Origin of the sequence: Tenacibaculum sp. SZ-18 (genome assembly GCF_002813915.1) — a bacterium.
Classification (GTDB): Bacteria; Bacteroidota; Bacteroidia; order Flavobacteriales; family Flavobacteriaceae; genus Polaribacter.
Genome location: NZ_CP019335.1, coordinates 893244 through 912831 on the forward strand (window position 1 = coordinate 893244; position 19588 = coordinate 912831).

The following is a 19588-nucleotide window of genomic DNA, read 5'->3' on the forward strand; positions in this document are numbered from 1 at the left end:
TAACACCCTATTGAGAATTTCTGTGGGGTGTTTTTTTGTGTTTTAAAAAACTATTTGGAGTTAATTAAATTTTCAATACTTTTGAAAAAACACCCCGATAAATAGAAACACTAAAAAAACACAATAGTTCCTGTTATCCGGAATATTTAATCGATAAATAGGAATATTTTTACTGATATAACGAGTTGCCATTAATTTGAATGAAACTAACTGACCAAATAAAAATCCGAGAGCTTAAATTCAAACCAAAGGTTGAAATTTTAGAAAATATTGTTGAATTGAACGACATCGGAATTTCGATTTCAAAACCTAACGGATTTACAATTGATGACGGCGGAATTTTTGAAAGTTTTAAAACGGATTATATTTTTCCAGAAAACTCGGAATTTTCAAAAAAAGACAGAGAAGACTTTGAAAACCGGATTTACCCACCTGTTTTCACACTCAAAAAAAATAATGGAAGACCAATCATTGCGTGCTACTTATTTGACATTAAAGCATTGAAAGGTGGAAGAAACCTGAACATCCGGAGTATAAACAAGTTTGAGTTAATGTGGACACCATATTTAGCAAAAAAGACAAACGAAGTTCCAATGAATGCCAAAAGAATTTTGAAAAACGACTTGACTGGAGCACTTTCGACCGAATACGGATTTGAATATAAAATCAAAAATGGAACTGAACCAATTCCTTCGAGATTAAGAATATTGACTTACGAAGTTGGGAATTTTGTATTGACTTTTTATTTAGTTTATGACAATGCGAATGACCTCAAACAGACCGAATTGGATTCTTTCATTGACGGAATAAAAACTAATGGCAACAATGGCTATAATTCATTGTGGCAAAAAGCTAAATCGATGTTTAATCTATAAATCTAACGGAGAATTTTAGTGGAATAATCCTACTGATGATTCCACAACGAAATCATAGCCGAAACGTTGTGGTGCATTTACTCAACAAACTCAATAAGACTGAAATTAAAGAAAATATGGAATCAAATTTTGTAAAAATTGTTGAGTGTTATATTATCACAGGAGTTGGAATTTTAATAGAGCTACAACATAGGGAAAATGGAATTCCGCCAAATACTGAAATAATTGACTCGACTTCTAACGAAACTTGGATTATCAAAAAAAGAGTTCATAACGGAATTTTAATTTTAGACAAATCCGAAAAGTATTTTGAATGTGAAACTGAGTCTATGCACGTAGACAGTGTTTTCAATACTCTAACAGAAAGAAGAATAGGAGTGGAAACAGAATTGGATAAGCGAAGAAATGGTATTTATATGTATTTAATAAAGCCTAAGAAGAAAAAACAGAAATTAAAACCTGAAATTGGAACTGAATTAAAAATAAAAACGACATCACAACCAAGAGTAAAGTGTATTTAAATAAGATGTTAAGAAGATTATAATAGATGAGAACTTATCCAGAAAACACCGAAGAACTAGAAAAAAAACACAGTTTTAGTTTTCCTCTAGATAACAAAAAATTAGAGCTTATTCATAATAATGTTATTTTACGTAATGATATTGCATACGTATTTTTAAAATCTAGAATCTTAAATTCACTGAAAATGCGAAATCTATTTGAAAACGAATTATTCAGTGAATCTTTTTTGGACAAAAAATTTAACCAAACGGATAGACTTAAAATTTATAAAGCAATAAAAAATCAGCTTCCTATGCCAGTTAGTGAGAGGAATAAATTGAGCTTATCTTCTTTCTTTCAGTTAAATGAAAAACCAAAAGTCGATTCAAGAGTATTAACAATTAAAGACTTAATTTTTGATTTAATTAAGCAGCACAGATTGACTATCAAGGGAGATTTTGAAACATTTTTTAAACATGAGCTTGATAACTTAAAATACAAAAACGACACCACAACAATATGTAAAAATGCATTGAAACGCATTTTACATTAACCGTTGTATGCAAGCTTAGGAAATGACAGTGCAAGATGAAAACAAAAGATATAATAGAAGGAAGTCCAGCAATTAAATCGACTACGATTGCTCATTCTGATAATTTCATAATGACGACTGGTGGGGTTGTAAATATTTACGAAAATCTGATTGACTCTGATTGTGACTTAATTCTAAATACTAAGAAGATTAAACAAATTCAGTTTGCTGATAAATTCAAAGTAACCGAAAAGACTTATGATTTAATCAACCATAGATTATTGACAGATAGCTCCAAACCAACTTTAAGGTTAGTGCTAAACGGATTCGGATTTGTGGACAATTTGGATTGCTTGGAATTCTTGACTAATACAAAATCACTTACGGTAGATATGTTCAAGAATAAGCAGATTGAAAATATAAATAAATACTTACGACTTGAGCATCTTGGAATTGGAGGACAAGGATTGTCAATTAAACCAATTTCGGAGCAAAGCGAATTGATTAGTTTGTTTGTTTTTGACAAATTGAAAGATGTTGAAACGATTGGAGAGCTGACTAATTTAAGAAAACTGACTGTTTCAAAACTAACGCTTAAAAACCTTGACTTCTTAACGACTTTAAATCAATTAGCGGAACTTAATTTTATGTTAGGTAGTGCGACTGATTACGGAAAACTACCTGAAATTGGAGTGATAGAAAAGATGTCATTTACACGAGTGAGACAATTGACAAAAGAACATTTAATGATTCTTAATGAAATGAAATATCTAAAAGAATTGACCATTGATACTCAAGCAAATATTTTCGATTTAGATTGGTTGTCAGATAAGTCGATTAAGACAGAAGTATTTAATTGTAAGAACTTTAATGAATAAAAGTTAGCATACAACAATGTATATACAAAATAGGCGAAATAGTAGTAAATTCAGGGGCTGTAGCCCGCTTCAACATCGTATCGGTTTGATAAGTTTGAAGCACGCAATCGCCTACTTTGCATATACTCACAGTTGGCAGTAATTAAAAAATAGAACAACAAAATATAAAATATTTAAGTACAGTGAATAGATTTGAAATAATAGAAAAAATCGGTGCTCAACACCATACTGGAAATACAGAATCAGGTGAATTTAGTTATCCTACTGCACTTAAATCTATAGGAAAAAACATAAAGGATTATCAGAAAGGAAATAGTGGAAAAAATCACCAATATTTAGATATACGATTTGAAAATGAACGCCTAGCAATATTAGTAGAAACAAAAAATAAGTTTAGTAAGTGGGGCAAGGCTAAAATTCAAAAACAACTACAAGATTATGTACGCTATGAAAAAGCTTATTCTGATAAAAGGATTGTTGCAATTTTAGCAGAAACTGACGGTGATGACGTATGGGTATGGTATGGTCAATCTGTTATAATTGATGATGACCATAAAATAGAAGAGGAAACAATACTTAAATCTTTTGAAGAATACGAAGAAATTTGTTTTGGTAAAGTAAATGATAAAATAAAAGTAATTGACTCTATAAAAACACTGAATGAAAAATTACATTCAGACGGTGTACACGAGAAACTCAGAAGTCAATTTGTTGGTACTTGTTTATTGGCTTTAAAAAATGGATTGGTTTACGAAAATGTTAAAGAAACATTAAACCCAAAGACAGGTAAAAACATCAAGCCAGAAGGTGTTGTAATAAATAGTATAAAAGATATTTTAGAGGGTTTACTAACTAAAGGTGGAAGCATTAACAAGGCAAGTAAATTAGCTATTTTAAACAACAAAGTTCTAGATGACCAAGACGTTCAAAGTTTAACATACAAAGAATTGTCAGATATTTTAAAATATATTGACATTAACATTGTACCATATATTAACGATAAGAATACAGCTGGGCAGGATTTACTAAATCTCTTCTTTACAACATTTAATAAGTATGTAGGAAAATCGGACAAAAACCAAGCATTTACTCCTGACCATATATGTGGTTTTATGAGTAAAGTAGTTGGTGTAAATAAAAACTCAAGAGTTCTTGACCCTTGTTGTGGTAGTGGTGCTTTTCTAGTTAGAGCAATGACAGATGCAATGGATGATTGCGAAACTGAGGACGAAAGAGAAAAAGTAAAACAAGAGCAAATTTTTGGTATTGAATATGAAGAAGGAGCATTTGGTTTATCCTCAACTAATATGCTTATTCATGGAGACGGTAACTCAAATGTTGTTCAAGACTCGATATTTAATAGAGGGAAATGGGTTGAGGACAGTAATATTAATGTAGTATTGATGAACCCCCCATACAATGCAACAAAAAAATTCTGTGATCCTAATTACACTAAAAATTGGAAGGGTAATAAAAAAGAAGATCCATCTAAAGGATTTCATTTCGTAGAATGGGTTGCTAGTCGCGTTTCTCCTATGTGTAAAATGGCTGTTTTACTTCCTATGCAAGCTGCGATTGGTACAAGTGCTGATGTAAAGGAGTTCAAGAAAAAAATGCTTGATAAGTACACTTTAGACGCAGTTTTTTCACTACCCGTTGAAATTTTCTATCCGGGTGCAGCTGCAGTTGCTGTATGTATGATTTTCGATTTGTCACAAAAACACTCTAAAGCAAATAAAGAAACATTTTTTGGATACTACAGAGATGATAAGTTTACCAAAAGAAAAGGTTTAGGTCGTATAGAAATGACTGACGAAAATGGTGCCAGTTTATGGGTGAAAACTGAAGAAGAATGGCTTGATTTATACAAAAACAGGAAAGTAGTACCAGGTTTGTCAGTAATGAAAAAAATTGACCACAAAGATGAGTGGTTAGCAGAAGCTTTTATGGAAACAGATTATAGCAATCTAACTCAAATGGACTTTGAACAAACCGTAAGAGATTATTATTCATACATTATTAAAGATGGAGAGGAAAATGCTTAATACTAATGACTGGGCAGATTTTTGTCTGAATGATTTATTTGAAATTAGCGCAGGCAAATACTACTACGCTGATGAATACGAAAGCGGTGTCACACCTTATATAACAGCTTCAGCAATTAATAATGGTATTGCAAAAAGAATAAATCTTCAACCTGATTTTAAAGGTAATGCAATCACTACAGGTAAAGTTGGGTGTACAGCATTTTACCAGAAAGAGGCTTTCTGCGCCACTAGTGACGTAAATATTTTTGTTGCCAAAAAATTTAAAATGACCCCTAATATTGGAGTTTTTATTACTTCAATAATAAACTTCTCTGAAAATTATAAATGGACTTATGGCAGACAATGTCGTCAACAAAATAGTAAAAGAATAATTATTAAGCTACCGAAAGCTCTTGATGAAAACGGTAATCCACTTTTAAATATAAATTCAAATTACAATCCCCATGGCTATGTTCCAGATTTTCAATTTATGGAAGACTACATGGCTATTATTTTAAATGATAATGAAAACAGCTCCATTGGCAGGACTTTAAAAACTAAAAACATTTCTGGGAATCAAAAGATAGAAACATCTGATTGGCAGGAGTTTTACCTTCACAAATTATTTGATATTACCATGGGTAACGGTATAGATTCAAATAAAACAACAGATTTTGACCCTAAAATCAATTATGTATCGAGAGATAGTAAAGGTAATGGTGTTGTTGGTTTTATAGACAAAATGGAGGGTGAAGAAACATTTCCAGCTGGTGCAATGACAGTTGCCTTAGGTGGTAGTTTTCTAGGCTCTTGTTTTATTCAAAAGAAACCATTTTATACAGCACAAAACGTAGCTGTTATGAAAGAAAAAGTAACACTATCTATTTTTACCAAGCTTTTTATTTCTTCCCTCGTAAGACATGAATGCAAAGTTAAATACCTTGCTTTTGGCCGTGAATTGAATTCACATATAAGAAAAGATTTTACCATTAAATTACCTGTGATTAAAGATGAAAATGGTTTTGTAAGAGATGAAGAAAAGGTATTTTCTGAAGATGGATATTTACCTGATTGGCAATTAATGGAGTCTATTGTAACAGATTTACCTTATGGTGATAGAATATAAAACTACTGCCAACAAAGAACTGAGGTAAAAACCAACAATAATCTATTTAAAATATGAACATTCGACTATTAATTACAAGTCTTTTAATTTCAACTATTTCATTTTCTCAAGTTTCGGAAAGTACTGGAATATATTTTGCAAAAGAATTTAGCAAAGAACAAGCTCTTTATAAAGCAAAAGATTACGTTATGACAAATGTAATCGGAATTGAAAAAAAATTGATAAAATTTGACATTGACCCATTAGCAGCAGCAGCATCTGGAGAATTGACTTCTCTCGTTTACAGTTGTGAAGAAAAGAATTTAAGCGGACTCGTTTTAGGTTTTTATGGTAGTCGTTGGAATGATACAGGAGTACTCTATCAAGCATATGCGTTTAAAAACCTTCCTCAAAAAAATGCATTGGAAATTCTATCAAAGTTAGATAAATACATTGACGACGAATCAAAATATCTTTCAGTAAATTCGGATAGCAATAATATGTTTTTCCAATATGATGATATGACTTTTTTAATCTATCGTGACGGAAATGTAATAATAAGAGTATTTTGGAATGGCTTTGATTCAGAATGGGAATCCACAGCTTTTAGAAGAACAAAAAGACGATTTGAACGTAAAATAAAAGACTAATATCGATCAAGTTTTGACATACCAATGCTTCAATAAAATAATACTGAATTTGATTATTCTCGTTATTTGGAATCTTTAATGAATAAACATGAATATTTATACCGATTTAACTAGTTAGAAGTAATTTAACTTGCTATAACAATCTCACAAATTATTTAAACAAGCCTATACTATGAAAAAGAGTAAACTAAATGTTAAAACTCTGACTGAAAATAAAATTTCAGAAATAATAAAATCTGAAATATTTGAGAATAAATTGAATTTTCTAAATGAAAACTATTCAAATCAAAAACAAGAATTATTGATAAGGAATATAATTTTAGAGGAATTGAATAAATATTTCATTGAAAATAATCACGAAAATTTAAAAGCATTTGCGGAACTTAGATTTGGTAAAACAAGAATTGACTTATCAGTAGTTAATTCAGATAACCTTGATAATCCGATTCGTATTGAATTAAAGTATCAATTTACAAATGACTTTAAAAAATTATTAAACTACGAGGAAGTTATTCGAAAAGATTTTGAGGACCGTAAAAGTGATATGTTTATCTTAATCATTTCAAACTGGAAAAAAGAAGACAAAAAAGTATTTGATAAAAAGTGGAAGATTTCACCAAATTTATCTCAATACATAACAAGTGATGAAATATGGAAAGAGAACATTGAAACCACGTTGAATACCTTTCAAAAGGCTGACTTGGAGGTTTTTGATAAAATATTAATTGATAAACCTTATCCAACAGAATATTACATCTATAATTTAAAACGGAGATAACCCCCCCTTATTACAAAGGATATAATTAATTATGACTGAATTTCAACCATGTTAATAAGATAATTCTATCATCTCCTGTAGTAATTCTTCAGGAGATAGTTTTTTAGTAAGTCTTTCCAAGTTCTTTTCAGCTTTAGAAACATGACCAAATAAAGAGTGAGATACTCCAATCTTTTTTATAAGATTAATAAAATATTCTAATGCTATTATGTTCTGATAGCGAACAAACTGATCAGCGTTTAAGTGTGGCACACCTTGACTTTTAACTACGTTGGAGAAATACTTTGAATACATATTGTAAAGTTCGTTATAATTTGTAGCATTGATTGCTTGATTTTGTAGCATGTTAATAAGTCTTTTCAAATTCAAACTAAATAGTAACTTTACAGCTATTATTATTACTATGTGCTTTACTAAGTCAAATACAAAATCAGTAGAAAAAAACGAGAAAAGATTTAACGCAAGTTTTATTACACCAGAAGTATATCAGCCATACTACGCAAGATCTGGTTATTCTACTGATTATTTGTACATCATAAAGCAAAACGAAAGTGAAATTATTAACCCAGCATATTGGGGATTACTTCCAGAAAATATAACTATTGATAAGAGGCAAGAATATTTAAGTCAATATCGAACCTATAATGCCAGAGTAGATAAAATACTTAACAATCAAAATAGAGCTGCAAATTTTATAAAGAGTCAACGCTGCATAATTCTAGCAGATGGAATATTTGAACCACATTACAGATCAGATATAAGTTATCCTCATTATATAAAACATCACGATCATGGTTTGTTTGCATTAGCAGGAGTTTATACGGAACTGGATGATGGTTTGTATACTACTACAATTATAACTAGAGAAGCTAATCCTTATTTTGCAGAGATACACAATAAGAAAAAGCAAGGAACCTTCAGAATGCCTCTAATATTAAATCAGGAGGATGAATCAAATTGGTTATCGAATGATTTAAATACAAGTGATATAACGGAATTACTAAATAGCTTTACTAGTAAAAAGTTCGTTGATTATCCAGTAAGAAAGAGTAGTGGTCACCCTATAAATAAAGCTGAAGGAATTCAACCTTTTTTCTACCCCGAACAACAATCGTTGTTTTAATAATCGATAAGGAAACTCAATTATTTCAATAGTTCATAATTATTTAATTTCTTTTTTATGTGTGCAATTTCTGGGAAATTTTTTACATTAAATTTAGTAACTTATTGATAATAAGAGTCTTAAGATAAAAGTTCCTCTGCCTTCTAAGCAGACGGTCACAGGTTCGAATCCTGTCGCGATCACAATAAGCCTTACTAGTTTTAGTAAGGCTTTTTTGTTGTTAATACTCTAGTTTATAAGGGTTTTACTTCTATTTTGATTTTGTTTTTACGTGTTTTGATGAGTACACACATGAAGTATAAAAAAAATAATTTACATATATTTGAGTGTGTTTTGCTGTATTTTTTTAAAAATCCGTGAAAAATCCGTGAAAAATCCGTGAAAAATCCGTGAAAAATCCGTGAAAAATCCGTAAAAAATCCGTGAAAAATCCGTGAAATTTTTTAACTCCAAAATTGTTTTATGTAAGGAAATTTATCATTTTCTTAAAAGCCAATAAAAGTAAAATTCGACTGTTACGTGAATCAAAGTTTAGTATTGAAGAATTGGTAGGGCAATCATACATTCCAATTATGAAATACTATAAAATCTTCAATGGCGAAGATGTAGAAAATATTGATTTTAAACTGGAAGAGCTAAGAAAAAGTATGGTGCGAAATGATGGTGAAAAGTTACAAGTTGCTGAGGCTATTATTAAAAACTTTCCGGCACCAATTCCTGAACTAAAACATGGTGGTGATAGAGCATTTTATACTCCTGGGAAAGATTACGTGCAAATGCCAAAAATTGAAAGGTTTGATACAGAATTCGATTATTACAGAACCCTTTTTCATGAGTACATTCATGCTACGGGCCATGAAGAAAGATTGGATAGAAAATTATCAATGGATCAGGAGCAATATGCTAAAGAAGAGTTAGTTGCTGAATTCGGAGCTGTGTTTTTAAGTGCTGAAGCTGGAATTATTTGGAGAACAAATAAAAATCATGCTGAGTATTTAAAAGGATGGAGAAATGCTTTAAAAGACATAAAGAAAGATAATAAGTTAATTTTAAGAGCCTCTTCATTAGCGCAAAAAGCAACGGATTATATCTTACAACGAGACAAAGAAGGAACTCCGTTGTACTTAAAGAAAATGAAAAAAGAACTCTCTAAAAAAGAGTTTGATTTTTCATTTAAAAAGTTAATCTCTGAGAAAACAATTTTCTCACATGTAAACAAAGGCTATAATCTAGAAAAGATTAGTGATGCTCTATTATCAAAAGCCTATGCGTATAGTTTACTAGCAAAACATATTCTTAGCAATAGTAGAAATTACCCTAATTATAAAAAATCATCATTATTAACAGAAGCAGGAAAAACTTCTTTAATTAAAAAGATGAAAACAGAAATTGAAAAACGACACTTAAAAATTGCGGTAAACTTTTCCATTCCGAAGCAACAAAGAAAATCAAGACAATTGGAATTAGGATTAAAAGGAGCGGGTGATGTTCTTTTGAATCTAGAAACCAACAACCAACCAACAATAGCAACAACTGTTGTTGCTCCTGTTGTTATCAAGGAAGAAGAAACTCAGGTACAAAACAACAAATTAGCAACTACTGTTGACAATATTTCATCTACTCCAGTTATAGACATAACAAAGAATGAAGAGTTAAGTGAATACGAAAAGAAGATGCAAAAACTTGGTTATATAAAAGCTACTTCGGCTCCAAAACAAGCATCTGGAATTTATAGATTACCAGGAGAAATTGGAAAATTTCTACAGAATATCCAACCGTATAAAGAACTGATCATTATCAAAGGAAATAAACACTCCAGTAAAAGTCAATTAGCTATGCAAATAGCAAATGGCTTTGGAGAACTGAACAAGAAAGTAGTTTATATTGACTATGAACAGGGAGGAATGGAATGTAAGGACACTATCGATTCTTTAAACCGAAATACAACTCCCCAGGGAAAAAGAAATATTTTAGTTAAAGGTTATGTTGAAAAACCAATGGAAGAGCTAAAGGCGATTAGTCAAATTAACGATGTTATTGTTGCTGATTCCGTTACCGATTTAAAGATTACCGCAGATCAATTAAATGAGTTAAGGAATCAATTTCCAGAAGTGATTTGGGTTTTTATTTCTCAGGTAAAAGAGAATGGCAGAATGTACGGAGGAAATAAAATGGCGCATAACCCGACTAAAATCATTTATTGCCATAGCAATAAAAACTACGAAAAACGTTTTGCCGAATTAGAAAAAAATAGAGGTAATAGTTTGGAGGTTACCTATAATATTTTTGAAAAGAAAGCAACTTTACCTGAAGAAGAAAGTGGGGATGATATAATTATCGATTTGTAAATTTTGTCTTTCTTTTATTCATTAAAACACCCTATTGAGAATTTCTGTGGGGTATTTTTTTGTGTTTAAAAAAACTATTTGGAGTTAATTAAATTTTCAATACTTTTGAAAAAACACCCCGATAAATAGAAACACTAAAAAAACACAAAAGTTCCTGTTATCCGGAATATTTAATCGATAAATAGGAATATTTATACAGATATAACGAGTCAGCGGCAATGATGAAGAAACTTTTATACATATTATTTATTTTCGGATTTTCGACTTCAGTTTGCGCTCAAAACAAACAACTGAAATTTGAAAAACAGCTCGTGGATTATTTTCAGAAACAAAGTTGGGATGAAATAACAATCACTCGCGATAGTCTCTACACAAGTCCATTTAAGGAAAAATTCAATGTTTCTGTCAGTAAAAATTTTATAGAATTCGACACAACTCACATTGTCGTTAAAAATCCCTATTTCGCAGACAAATATGAAGAAGCTGAAGAAGACAAGGATTACGTTAAAAATTTCCCCAAATCATTTTCAGTAATCTATGAAAATTCACTCGTTTCCCTTTTCGAGAATGGAAAGTTCACTTGTCTTAAGCTAGACAGTTTTGAAAGAGACACAAAACTTGAGAATAAACTAAATACTAAAAAATTCAAATATCATTGGATAATCGACAAACAATTAGGCGCATTATCTGGTAATTCAATTTATAGATGGAATGGAAATAAATGGATAAGATATAAAGACTATTTTCCTTTAAATAATCAACCTAAACTATTTGAAGACGATGAATTTATCGTTTATGGAGATTGTCACGGTGAATGGGGTGGAACAGTTTATTTCTTCGAAAAACAATCCTCAAAATCATTTTTTACCGAATCCACTTGCGCCAATTCAGTTATTAAGGACAAAAATGGATATAATGTATTGGCTCATTTGGGACACGGTGGAGGTTCGACTGAAATAAAAACTATAGCTGACCCGAGAAAATTGACCTTGGCAAAACCAATTGAAATTGGAAAAACATTAAATGGAGAGGCTTTAGGATATGTTGACAAATCAAATGCTTACAAGAAAAAGCTTGATTTTTATGGAGTTCAAATATTCTCATCTTTTAAATACCAAGACAAAGAGTTATTTATAGTTCATCTTTCTGACTTAACTTTTCTTGCAGAAATAAAAGGCAACGAAATTGAGATAGTACATCCTTTATTTTTTAGTGATTTATATACTCACGACCCAATTACCAACCAATATGGGAATTACATTTTGATGAGTTTAGACCATTATGGAACAGGACTTTATAGAGAGATATCAGTTTTAATAATAAACGGAAATAAAATATTAAAAGTGGACTGGAATGAAAATCACAGCCGCTAACAACGTATATAAAAAATAGCGGTTTATTCGCTTAAACAAAAGAAAATGAAATAAATTAAAGGTCATTGTAAACCTGAAAAATTAATGCATTAATCCGCTACTTTTCATATACAAGGCCGTTGTACCTCATTTACGAAATGACGAACAGAACAGAGACCATAAGAGAAAATGAATTGAATAAGCAAAAGCTTCACCAGAAGGCAATTGCCAGTTTATGTTCCAAATTGGGAGTTCCGGATTTAAGAGCTGGAAATATTACAATCCGAGACGAACGAAATTGGAGAACTAATGAAATCTATATCGATTACAGTTGGTTAGTTAATATCGCACAGTCGTATAAAGGATGGTGTTGGTTGTTTTCTATAAAATTTAATAAAACTGAATTTAGAGAATTTAAAAATCCTGAAAAATTAATTCAAGGACTTTTCACAATAGACAACCAAGGAAAAATAAATGAATTTTATATGATTACGAAAACTAACGAATTCGAGGATAAGATTAGAAATCTGACATCTTATGATATGTTTGATGCAAATCTTGGAATCACGTTAGATGGAGTTGGATATGAATATTTAATATTTGCACCAAATACTGAAATAAGGATGACTCTTAATAATCCAAATTCGGAAAGTTGGAAAATATGGGAAAAAGAGATTTGGACGATTAGCAAGAAATTAGCTCAAGACTCTGAAATTGAAGAATTGAATAAAATATTTGAATAAAAAACGAGGTACAACAAAACCTAAACTGCATTAAAACGCAGCTTAGCCGAAACGTTGTGCATAATTTGATCAAACAAAAACGTGAAAAAAATATTCATCTTGACTTTACTCTCATTTTTCGGTTGCAAAAACGAACCAATATGTACTGTAAATGAAAATAACGCTGGAAAAGAAATATATGATTTGGACGAGGCGACTTGTTTCATTGCATTAAAGCTGAAAAAGAAAAAATCTGACTTGAATTTGATTCATGACGCTCTACTTGCAGAAATGAATTATATGGAGAAAACTGGACTGACTTCTGACATTCCAAATCCTGAAAGCGAACCTGAATCGAATGTCGAACTGAATATTAACCAAATGGTGGAATACGCTCTGAATGAAGAGAAAGTTGACCTGACTAAAGAGGAATTATTAGAAGTCTATGATACCGAAATTGAATATTTAATATTTATCGGAGTCGTAGATGAATAAAAAACTATGCACAACAATGTATAACCGCAATTACGGCGGATTCGACTACGTCCGAATCCACTCGGAATTGCAAACGTCAGTGCTTGAACGAAAAATAGTAACTTTAAACCCGTAACTGACGGTTATACGAGACCGTTGTGAGCAATATGAAAAAACTCTTTGCATTATTAATTTTGACCATTATTTCAGCTTGCGTTAGAATGAAAAAAAATTGCGTGAATGCAAATAAAATTGAAAAAAAATCGACCGAGTATTTAGTTTCAAAATCAGATAGTATTTTTGCAATTAGAGAAAGTGAGCGGGAACAAAAAGCAGAATTAGAAAAGCAAGGAATTATAAGTGATATTAATTTTGAGAGTAATATTTACTTCAACCAGAATTGCTTTACAACAGAGAAGTTAGAATTTGCTTATTGCGCAATTGGAGCTATGCTTAAAAACGAGAATTTAAGAATTCGGATAATTGGTAACTTGGATAAATTTGAATTAAAAAACAATCCTGAATTATCACTCAAGCGGGCTGAATTTGTTCAGATGATTATGATTAAGAATGGAATTAAAAAAAATCGGATTGAAATACTTGATGTTAAAAACGACCGACCAAACGCTCCTTTAAATGAAAAAGGGAGAAAAGAAAATCGTCGAACTGATTTTGAAATTATTAATGAATAAAATACTTCTCACAACAATGTATAACCGCAATTACGGCGGATTCGATTTCGCCAGAATCCACTCAGAATTGTTAACGTTTCTGCTTAACCGAAAAATAGTAACTTTAATCCCGTAACTGACGGTTATACGAACCGTTAACTATCATTGTCGAGAATTATGTGAAGTTCTCCTTTTGATAAATCAAAGTAAGTTGTAAAACTGTACTTTTCAAGAGTAATTCCAGCTTTGTCCTTTTTTTAGAGAACTAAACGTTTGATGGTTTGGCTCATTTGCCAATCTCATTATTTCTTGATTGTCGGTTCTTGTTTTGTGTTTGACAAGTCTATGGCTCGTTCCGATAACTAAGCTTACTTTTTATTTTTGAGTAGAACCTCATCGTATTTTTAGCCAATTCTCGCTGAACGTTCTGATCCGTTCTTTTTCTAAAAAAAGGCTTTATACAAATCTTAAAATACGCAAACTAAATGCAAGTAAGGCTTGTGACTATTTATCTTTTATTGGCTGACAATTGTTCTTGTTTGAAAACGTTTAGTTTTGCATTCTGTCTCGTTTGCTTTCAGTGTAAAATTTTCTAAACGCTTTGAATTTTGGCTAGTGTTCTCCAACATTAGTTAACAGCGTGTATAAAAAATTGCTTCTTTCTCTATAAATCAAAAATTATATTTACTTTTAAATCATGAAAATGAATGAAAAATTGTTACTAAAATCATCGCAACTTTTCATACACAATTACGTTAACTATCATTGTCGAGAATTATGTGAAGTTCTCTTTTTGATAAATCAAAGTCAGTTGCAAAATTGTACTTTTCAACAATAATTCCAGCTTTGTCCTTTTTTTAGAGAACTAAACGTTTGATGGCTTGGATCATTTGCCAATCTCCTAATTTCTTGATTGTCGGTTCTTGTTTTGTGTTTGAAAAGTCTCTGACTCGTTCCGATAACTTAGCTTACTTTTCACTTTTAAGTAGAACCTCATCGTATTTTTAGCCAATTCTCGCTGAACGTTCTGCTCCGTTCTTTTTCTAAAAAAAGGCTTTTTACAACAATCAAATTACGCAAACTAAATGCAAGTAAGGCTTTTAACTATTTATCTTTTATTGGCTGACAATTGTGCTTGTTTGTAAACATTTAGAGTTGCATTCTGTCTCGTTTGCTTTCAGTGTAAAATTTTCTAAACGCTTTGAATTTTGGCTAGTGTTCTCCAACATTAGTTAACAGCGTGTATAAAAAATTGCTGCATTCTCTATAAATCAAAAATTATATTTACTTTTAAATCATGAAAAACGAATGAAAAATTGCTGCTAAAAATCATCGCAACTTTTCATACACAATTACGTTGCCAGTAATTTAAAAACATCGAACAAATGAATAAAACCACATCTGAAATTATTATGCTCGCAGGAACTGGAGCTAGTATTATTGTAGATGCAAATAGTAAGACTACTAGCGAATTAATAATGATAATTGGAAGCATTGGAAAAAAAAACGGCCATATAACAATTAGAAATTGTAATTCGAAAACGACATCTGAATTACTGATGATATGTAGAAATTATCCTGATAAAATAACTTTAGACTTAACTCAATAAGATGAAAAAAATTACAGGATTCTTTATAATATTAGTTGTTCTTTTTTTTCTTGCAGGTTACGTTTTAGTTGTATTTGACATTTTAGAACAAACTCTTTATAACCAAATTGCAACAATTTTGGGAGGTTTAGCTTCTACCGTTGGTTTATTGGCTTTTGTTCTGCCAAGTTTAAGAACCTCTGACATTAAAAATATAGAACTTGACACATTAAAAAGTTTAGCTAAAACAGCCGAAGAGATTCAGAAAAAAGAAGCCGAATTAAAAACTAGGGAAAGTGATATTTCGAGACTGGAATTACAAAAAGAGGAACTTGAATTTTTAGTTAAAAAAGCAAGTCTAAATCTATTTTTTAAAGAACAGCTAGAGCGGTACTATGAGACTTTAGATAAGCAGATTTCTAATAATAAGGAAATAACTAGAACGTTAAACGAAATTCGAGAATTGGAATTTAAAGTAAGCGAATTAGATATAGAAATAGATGAAAACCCAAACACGGAATATATTATAGAAATTATCAAAAAGGCACGTAAATACAGACGAACTGAAATTGAAATAAAAACACCTCTTGATGTTTTTTTCAAATCTATGGATAACGTAGCTAGGGCAATCATCGGAAAATAAAAAACTACTGGCAACAATGGCTATAAGTAATTGCTTGGTCTCACCTACTTCTGAAAATCCTCGCGGATATTCAGTTTGGTGTATACTTGCTAAGTTAAGTGTTAATCCACGCAACTACTCATAGCCGAGACCGTTAGCTGCCATTGCTATGAACAAAATCTATATTCAAAATAACTTAATAACTTATGAAAGTGAGCTCAATGGAAGACATAGAGCTGGGTATTGGACCACGCATAAAGACCAATCTTGGGTTTTAGATTTAGAAAAAGTAATCTCAATCGCAGGAATAAACTGTATGGATGGAGATAATGATAGTTATTTTCTTGGATTTATTGATATAGATTTAAAGAAATACTTTCTAAATGTTACATGGGAAATTGACGGATTTGAAATACTCAAACCACTGATTGAGGAAAAATTTAAAATAGAATTAACACAATGGCGGATTGACTTTTATGATGATGTAAAAATTCTTTATCCTGAATCTTTAAAAAACGAAAGATTATACAAAAACTCATTATGGAAAAGCATAAGAAAGTTAATGCTTTTTGATCACGTAGCAGATGGAAAATTAAATGATAATATTTTTAAAAAAACGTCAGCTAACAATGCGCATAATTAATTGCGGCTGAATTTCCTCAGCGGAAATTCAATCTTATTAATTATCTTTCCGCAACATCGGAAAATGACTCGCGTCTTTTTCCCGCAAAAAATCATACACAAATACGTTACCATACATATCACAATGACGCACAAACAACGAAAAATATTCTATCCGATTATTTTCTTTTTAGGAATAATTTTGATGTATTTTCAAATACAAATTTTTCGGAATACAATAATAAACTGGATAATTCCTGCGTCATTAATAATTGCAGTTGGAATAATAGCTTATCTGCTAGATTATAAGAATTATAAAGAAACTTATTTTCATTATGGAACAACGAAATTATATGCGACATTAAATTATTTAGTCGGATACGGATTTATAGCGTGTTCAATCTTTATGTTTACGAATTACTATTTTGCTGACCAAAACGTGAAAACAGAATCTTATAAAATTATTGACCGAACTTCAATACGTGGAACAAAAAAATCTGGAATTGGAAAGGAACAACCTGTATTTACAATAAAATACAAAGGACAAAATAAAGAGTTAGTTTTCGCTAACGAATATTATGCAAAAATGAACTTTTATAAATCTATCAAATTTAAATCAAGAAAAGGTTTTTTTGGATTTGATATTGTAGAAAACAAAATACTGAATTAACAAATAGCGGAATAAAATACGTATGGTAACACCGTGTATAATTAATTGCTTTGGCAGGTGCTTATTTGGAAAATTCCTTCGGAATTTTCTCGGGTTCGTATTTGTTTACTAATTTAGTTGCTTAAACACGCAACTAACCATACACAATTCCGTTGTAGTTCATTATGAAAAAGAAGCTAACCATAGTATTAATTGTCCTTGGAGTTTTAGGTATTGGAATTTATTTCGTTATGAACTTTTTATGTGAAGTTGGTGTCAAATGCAAAAATTGCACTCAGACTTCAAATACTAAAGAACAGTCTCAACAGAATGGATTTTATCTAATGGAATATGAACCATTAAAACAAGAGGTCGATTTAAAAAATCATGATGAAAAAATAACTTTTAAGGACGTGTGGGTTGAGTCACAGTGGTTCTATAACTCTGATAATTGTCTAAACACAAAACTTGAAAAGCGAAGCGGATACAATATTGTTTTTGAATTTGACAAATCTAATGAAGGCACATTTCTTTTTAGCTTAAGTCCAGTAATAAACGGCAGCATTAACAAGACCAATGGTGGAATAATGGAAACGAAAAAAGAAATTAGATTAAGCGCATTGACTGATACTTTATGGTTGCAAATCCATGAAAAAAATCCCAAGGACGGGGTTGGATGGAAAGAAAAATTGGACGGAGAATTAATCGGATTCGTAAAAAAATAAACGAACTACAACACTGTATATAGCAAATAGGGCGTTCGGTAGTTTAAGAAAGTTTGTGCTATGTACAAACACCGCCAAATCGTTGATTTGGCTTTTAAAATGAATAAATTAAAAACAAAATACAACGCTTTGGCTCAGTGCAAATCCGAAAGTCTATCGCTTTCTACTGCCCTACTTGCCATATACTAACCGTTGTACGCAAGTTGACCAATGAAACGTAAAAAGAAAATATTAATCGGAATTGGAATTCTACTATTCGGAATTTTACTATGGAGTTTTGGATTTGTCAATAGATATAATTTTTTGACTGCAAAAATTGATGTTATGAATGGGAATCCTAAAATAGTTACTGTTGGACTTCCAATCTTTTCGAACACTGAGTTGAATTTAATTACAGAAAAATATGGATTTAAAAATGTGAATTTTGGTTGTATGGTAACCCAATCTGAATTAAACGGAATTGACGCTTACAACGCCGTAATGGAAAGATATTTGGAGAAAAAAAACGGAATGAATTGGCGAAAGAAGTATGAAAAAAAAATCGATTCGTTTATTAAAATAAAACGTCTGAATTAAAACCAGCGTACAACACCACCTAAGCTGCATTAAAACGCAGCTTAGCCAAACCGTTGTACAAAATTTAAATAATGAAAAAGAATCTAAAACTCGCGACAATAATTTTAATGATTTTTGTTGAATCAATCTCGGCGCAACATTCTGAAAACTTTAAAAGAGTAACAGCAAATTTTAAACCGTCAGATACTACTCTCATAAATACAAAACATAAAAATGGAAATAAAAAGGAATTTGGTTTTTATTACACTTATACTTCAGATAATTATAAATATGAGAGATCTGCAGGGAAGCACACAAGATATTATTATAGTGGAGGAATAATGACTGAATCTTATTATGACAATTTTGGAATACTTCTTAAATGGAAACACTACAATAGCTTTGGAGTTCTAATGGAAGAGATACAAACATTAAGTATCGACACAAATGAGAAAGATTTAGACACCTTTTTAAATAGTGATAAATCTTATGACATCATAATACTTGAAAAAAAGTATGAATTCTCTCCCAAGATTTGTGGTTGGTTTTTATTTAAAGAAGGTAAGCGAAAAAACGGAAAAAAAATTGGAAAATGGATTAAGTATGACCCGTATGGAGATATAAAAAAAATAAAAGAACATTAAACATTGTACAACACCGTGTATAATCAATTGCGGCTGAATTTCCTCAACGGAAATTCAATCTTATTAATTATCTTTCCGCAACATCGGAAAACGACTCGCGTCCTTTTCCCGCAAAAAATCATACACAAATACGTTGGTAATAATTTA

At 30.9% G+C, this 19588-nt stretch carries 22 protein-coding genes; 21 read left to right on the forward strand and 1 reads right to left on the reverse strand.

Translation table 11 applies throughout. The features are described 5' to 3' along the window. The first annotated feature begins 200 nt into the window (after positions 1-200). From BTO06_RS04095 to BTO06_RS04130, 8 genes are all read left to right on the forward strand, one after another. Complete coding sequence (locus BTO06_RS04095) at positions 201-875, forward strand: hypothetical protein (RefSeq protein ID WP_100924083.1); 675 nt, start codon at positions 201-203, stop codon at positions 873-875. A 116-nt stretch (positions 876-991) separates the two neighbouring features. Beyond that, complete coding sequence (locus BTO06_RS04100) at positions 992-1396, forward strand: hypothetical protein (protein ID WP_157811725.1); 405 nt, start codon at positions 992-994, stop codon at positions 1394-1396. Between the two features lie 26 nt (positions 1397-1422). After that, entirely contained in the window at positions 1423-1929 is a 507-nt protein-coding gene (locus tag BTO06_RS04105; RefSeq protein WP_100924085.1) for a hypothetical protein, read from the forward strand. 35 nt (positions 1930-1964) lie between these two features. Further along, positions 1965-2786 carry a hypothetical protein gene (locus BTO06_RS04110; protein WP_100924086.1) on the forward strand — a complete coding sequence of 274 codons (822 nt, stop codon included), beginning with the start codon at positions 1965-1967 and terminating at the stop codon, positions 2784-2786. Positions 2787-2968: 182 nt separating this feature from the next. Beyond that, on the forward strand, positions 2969-4831 hold the full coding sequence (locus BTO06_RS04115) for an HsdM family class I SAM-dependent methyltransferase (RefSeq protein WP_100924087.1): 1863 nt from the start codon (positions 2969-2971) through the stop codon (positions 4829-4831). Next, entirely contained in the window at positions 4824-5939 is a 1116-nt protein-coding gene (locus tag BTO06_RS04120; protein WP_100924088.1) for a restriction endonuclease subunit S, read from the forward strand. Before BTO06_RS04115 ends, BTO06_RS04120 begins: the two co-directional genes overlap by 8 nt. Before the next feature lie 53 nt (positions 5940-5992). Next, positions 5993-6568 (forward strand): hypothetical protein, encoded by a 576-nt coding sequence (locus tag BTO06_RS04125; RefSeq protein WP_100924089.1) that lies wholly within the window; start codon positions 5993-5995, stop codon positions 6566-6568. A gap of 172 nt (positions 6569-6740) precedes the next feature. Continuing rightward, a complete protein-coding gene (locus BTO06_RS04130) occupies positions 6741-7346 on the forward strand; it encodes a hypothetical protein (protein WP_100924090.1) in 606 nt (201 codons plus the stop codon). A 51-nt stretch (positions 7347-7397) separates the two neighbouring features. Here BTO06_RS04130 and BTO06_RS04135 read toward each other — a convergent pair whose 3' ends face one another. Then, the gene (locus BTO06_RS04135; RefSeq protein WP_100924091.1) at positions 7398-7691 is read right to left on the reverse strand and encodes a hypothetical protein; all 294 of its coding nucleotides are present in this window, start codon (positions 7689-7691) and stop codon (positions 7398-7400) included. Positions 7692-7749: 58 nt separating this feature from the next. Here BTO06_RS04135 and BTO06_RS04140 point away from each other — a divergent pair, with 58 nt between their 5' ends. The 13 genes from BTO06_RS04140 (at position 7750) to BTO06_RS04200 (ending at position 19441) form a co-directional block, all read left to right on the forward strand. Then, complete coding sequence (locus tag BTO06_RS04140; protein WP_157811726.1) at positions 7750-8469, forward strand: SOS response-associated peptidase; 720 nt, start codon at positions 7750-7752, stop codon at positions 8467-8469. Between the two features lie 572 nt (positions 8470-9041). Continuing rightward, on the forward strand, positions 9042-10817 hold the full coding sequence (locus BTO06_RS04145; protein WP_157811727.1) for a zincin-like metallopeptidase domain-containing protein: 1776 nt from the start codon (positions 9042-9044) through the stop codon (positions 10815-10817). 218 nt (positions 10818-11035) lie between these two features. Continuing rightward, positions 11036-12190 carry a hypothetical protein gene (locus BTO06_RS04150; RefSeq protein WP_157811728.1) on the forward strand — a complete coding sequence of 385 codons (1155 nt, stop codon included), beginning with the start codon at positions 11036-11038 and terminating at the stop codon, positions 12188-12190. Between the two features lie 137 nt (positions 12191-12327). Then, positions 12328-12912, forward strand: coding sequence for a hypothetical protein (locus BTO06_RS04155; protein WP_100924095.1), 585 nt, complete (start codon positions 12328-12330; stop codon positions 12910-12912). A gap of 99 nt (positions 12913-13011) precedes the next feature. Further along, positions 13012-13386: a hypothetical protein gene (locus tag BTO06_RS04160; RefSeq protein ID WP_232731511.1), complete on the forward strand. Its 375-nt coding sequence runs from the start codon at positions 13012-13014 to the stop codon at positions 13384-13386. 200 nt (positions 13387-13586) lie between these two features. Further along, positions 13587-14057, forward strand: a complete 471-nt coding sequence (locus BTO06_RS04165; RefSeq protein WP_157811729.1) for an OmpA family protein — start codon at positions 13587-13589, stop codon at positions 14055-14057. Positions 14058-15421: 1364 nt separating this feature from the next. Further along, positions 15422-15646, forward strand: coding sequence for a hypothetical protein (locus BTO06_RS04170; RefSeq protein ID WP_100924098.1), 225 nt, complete (start codon positions 15422-15424; stop codon positions 15644-15646). A gap of 1 nt (position 15647) precedes the next feature. Further along, positions 15648-16268: a hypothetical protein gene (locus tag BTO06_RS18400; protein WP_157811730.1), complete on the forward strand. Its 621-nt coding sequence runs from the start codon at positions 15648-15650 to the stop codon at positions 16266-16268. Positions 16269-16416: 148 nt separating this feature from the next. After that, positions 16417-16890: a hypothetical protein gene (locus BTO06_RS04180; protein ID WP_100924100.1), complete on the forward strand. Its 474-nt coding sequence runs from the start codon at positions 16417-16419 to the stop codon at positions 16888-16890. Positions 16891-17073: 183 nt separating this feature from the next. After that, positions 17074-17538: a hypothetical protein gene (locus tag BTO06_RS04185; protein ID WP_100924101.1), complete on the forward strand. Its 465-nt coding sequence runs from the start codon at positions 17074-17076 to the stop codon at positions 17536-17538. Positions 17539-17702: 164 nt separating this feature from the next. Further along, complete coding sequence (locus BTO06_RS04190) at positions 17703-18242, forward strand: hypothetical protein (RefSeq protein WP_100924102.1); 540 nt, start codon at positions 17703-17705, stop codon at positions 18240-18242. Between the two features lie 210 nt (positions 18243-18452). Beyond that, a complete protein-coding gene (locus tag BTO06_RS04195) occupies positions 18453-18818 on the forward strand; it encodes an FEKKY domain-containing protein (protein ID WP_100924103.1) in 366 nt (121 codons plus the stop codon). A 71-nt stretch (positions 18819-18889) separates the two neighbouring features. After that, complete coding sequence (locus BTO06_RS04200; protein WP_100924104.1) at positions 18890-19441, forward strand: hypothetical protein; 552 nt, start codon at positions 18890-18892, stop codon at positions 19439-19441. Positions 19442-19588 lie beyond the last annotated feature (147 nt).

Coding starts and splice junctions, on each gene's coding strand:
- BTO06_RS04120 (WP_100924088.1), top strand. CDS start 4,824: ATGCTTAATACTAATGACTGGGCAGATTTTTGTCTGAATGATTTATTT.
- BTO06_RS04110 (WP_100924086.1), top strand. CDS start 1,965: ATGAAAACAAAAGATATAATAGAAGGAAGTCCAGCAATTAAATCGACT.
- BTO06_RS04145 (WP_157811727.1), top strand. CDS start 9,042: ATGAAATACTATAAAATCTTCAATGGCGAAGATGTAGAAAATATTGAT.
- BTO06_RS04190 (WP_100924102.1), top strand. CDS start 17,703: ATGAAAAAGAAGCTAACCATAGTATTAATTGTCCTTGGAGTTTTAGGT.
- BTO06_RS04135 (WP_100924091.1), bottom strand. CDS start 7,691: ATGCTACAAAATCAAGCAATCAATGCTACAAATTATAACGAACTTTAC.
- BTO06_RS18400 (WP_157811730.1), top strand. CDS start 15,648: ATGAAAAAAATTACAGGATTCTTTATAATATTAGTTGTTCTTTTTTTT.
- BTO06_RS04180 (WP_100924100.1), top strand. CDS start 16,417: ATGAACAAAATCTATATTCAAAATAACTTAATAACTTATGAAAGTGAG.
- BTO06_RS04185 (WP_100924101.1), top strand. CDS start 17,074: ATGTATTTTCAAATACAAATTTTTCGGAATACAATAATAAACTGGATA.
- BTO06_RS04200 (WP_100924104.1), top strand. CDS start 18,890: ATGAAAAAGAATCTAAAACTCGCGACAATAATTTTAATGATTTTTGTT.
- BTO06_RS04165 (WP_157811729.1), top strand. CDS start 13,587: ATGAAAAAAAATTGCGTGAATGCAAATAAAATTGAAAAAAAATCGACC.
- BTO06_RS04195 (WP_100924103.1), top strand. CDS start 18,453: ATGAAACGTAAAAAGAAAATATTAATCGGAATTGGAATTCTACTATTC.
- BTO06_RS04140 (WP_157811726.1), top strand. CDS start 7,750: ATGTGCTTTACTAAGTCAAATACAAAATCAGTAGAAAAAAACGAGAAA.
- BTO06_RS04105 (WP_100924085.1), top strand. CDS start 1,423: ATGAGAACTTATCCAGAAAACACCGAAGAACTAGAAAAAAAACACAGT.
- BTO06_RS04170 (WP_100924098.1), top strand. CDS start 15,422: ATGAATAAAACCACATCTGAAATTATTATGCTCGCAGGAACTGGAGCT.
- BTO06_RS04130 (WP_100924090.1), top strand. CDS start 6,741: ATGAAAAAGAGTAAACTAAATGTTAAAACTCTGACTGAAAATAAAATT.
- BTO06_RS04155 (WP_100924095.1), top strand. CDS start 12,328: ATGACGAACAGAACAGAGACCATAAGAGAAAATGAATTGAATAAGCAA.
- BTO06_RS04150 (WP_157811728.1), top strand. CDS start 11,036: ATGATGAAGAAACTTTTATACATATTATTTATTTTCGGATTTTCGACT.
- BTO06_RS04125 (WP_100924089.1), top strand. CDS start 5,993: ATGAACATTCGACTATTAATTACAAGTCTTTTAATTTCAACTATTTCA.
- BTO06_RS04100 (WP_157811725.1), top strand. CDS start 992: ATGGAATCAAATTTTGTAAAAATTGTTGAGTGTTATATTATCACAGGA.
- BTO06_RS04095 (WP_100924083.1), top strand. CDS start 201: ATGAAACTAACTGACCAAATAAAAATCCGAGAGCTTAAATTCAAACCA.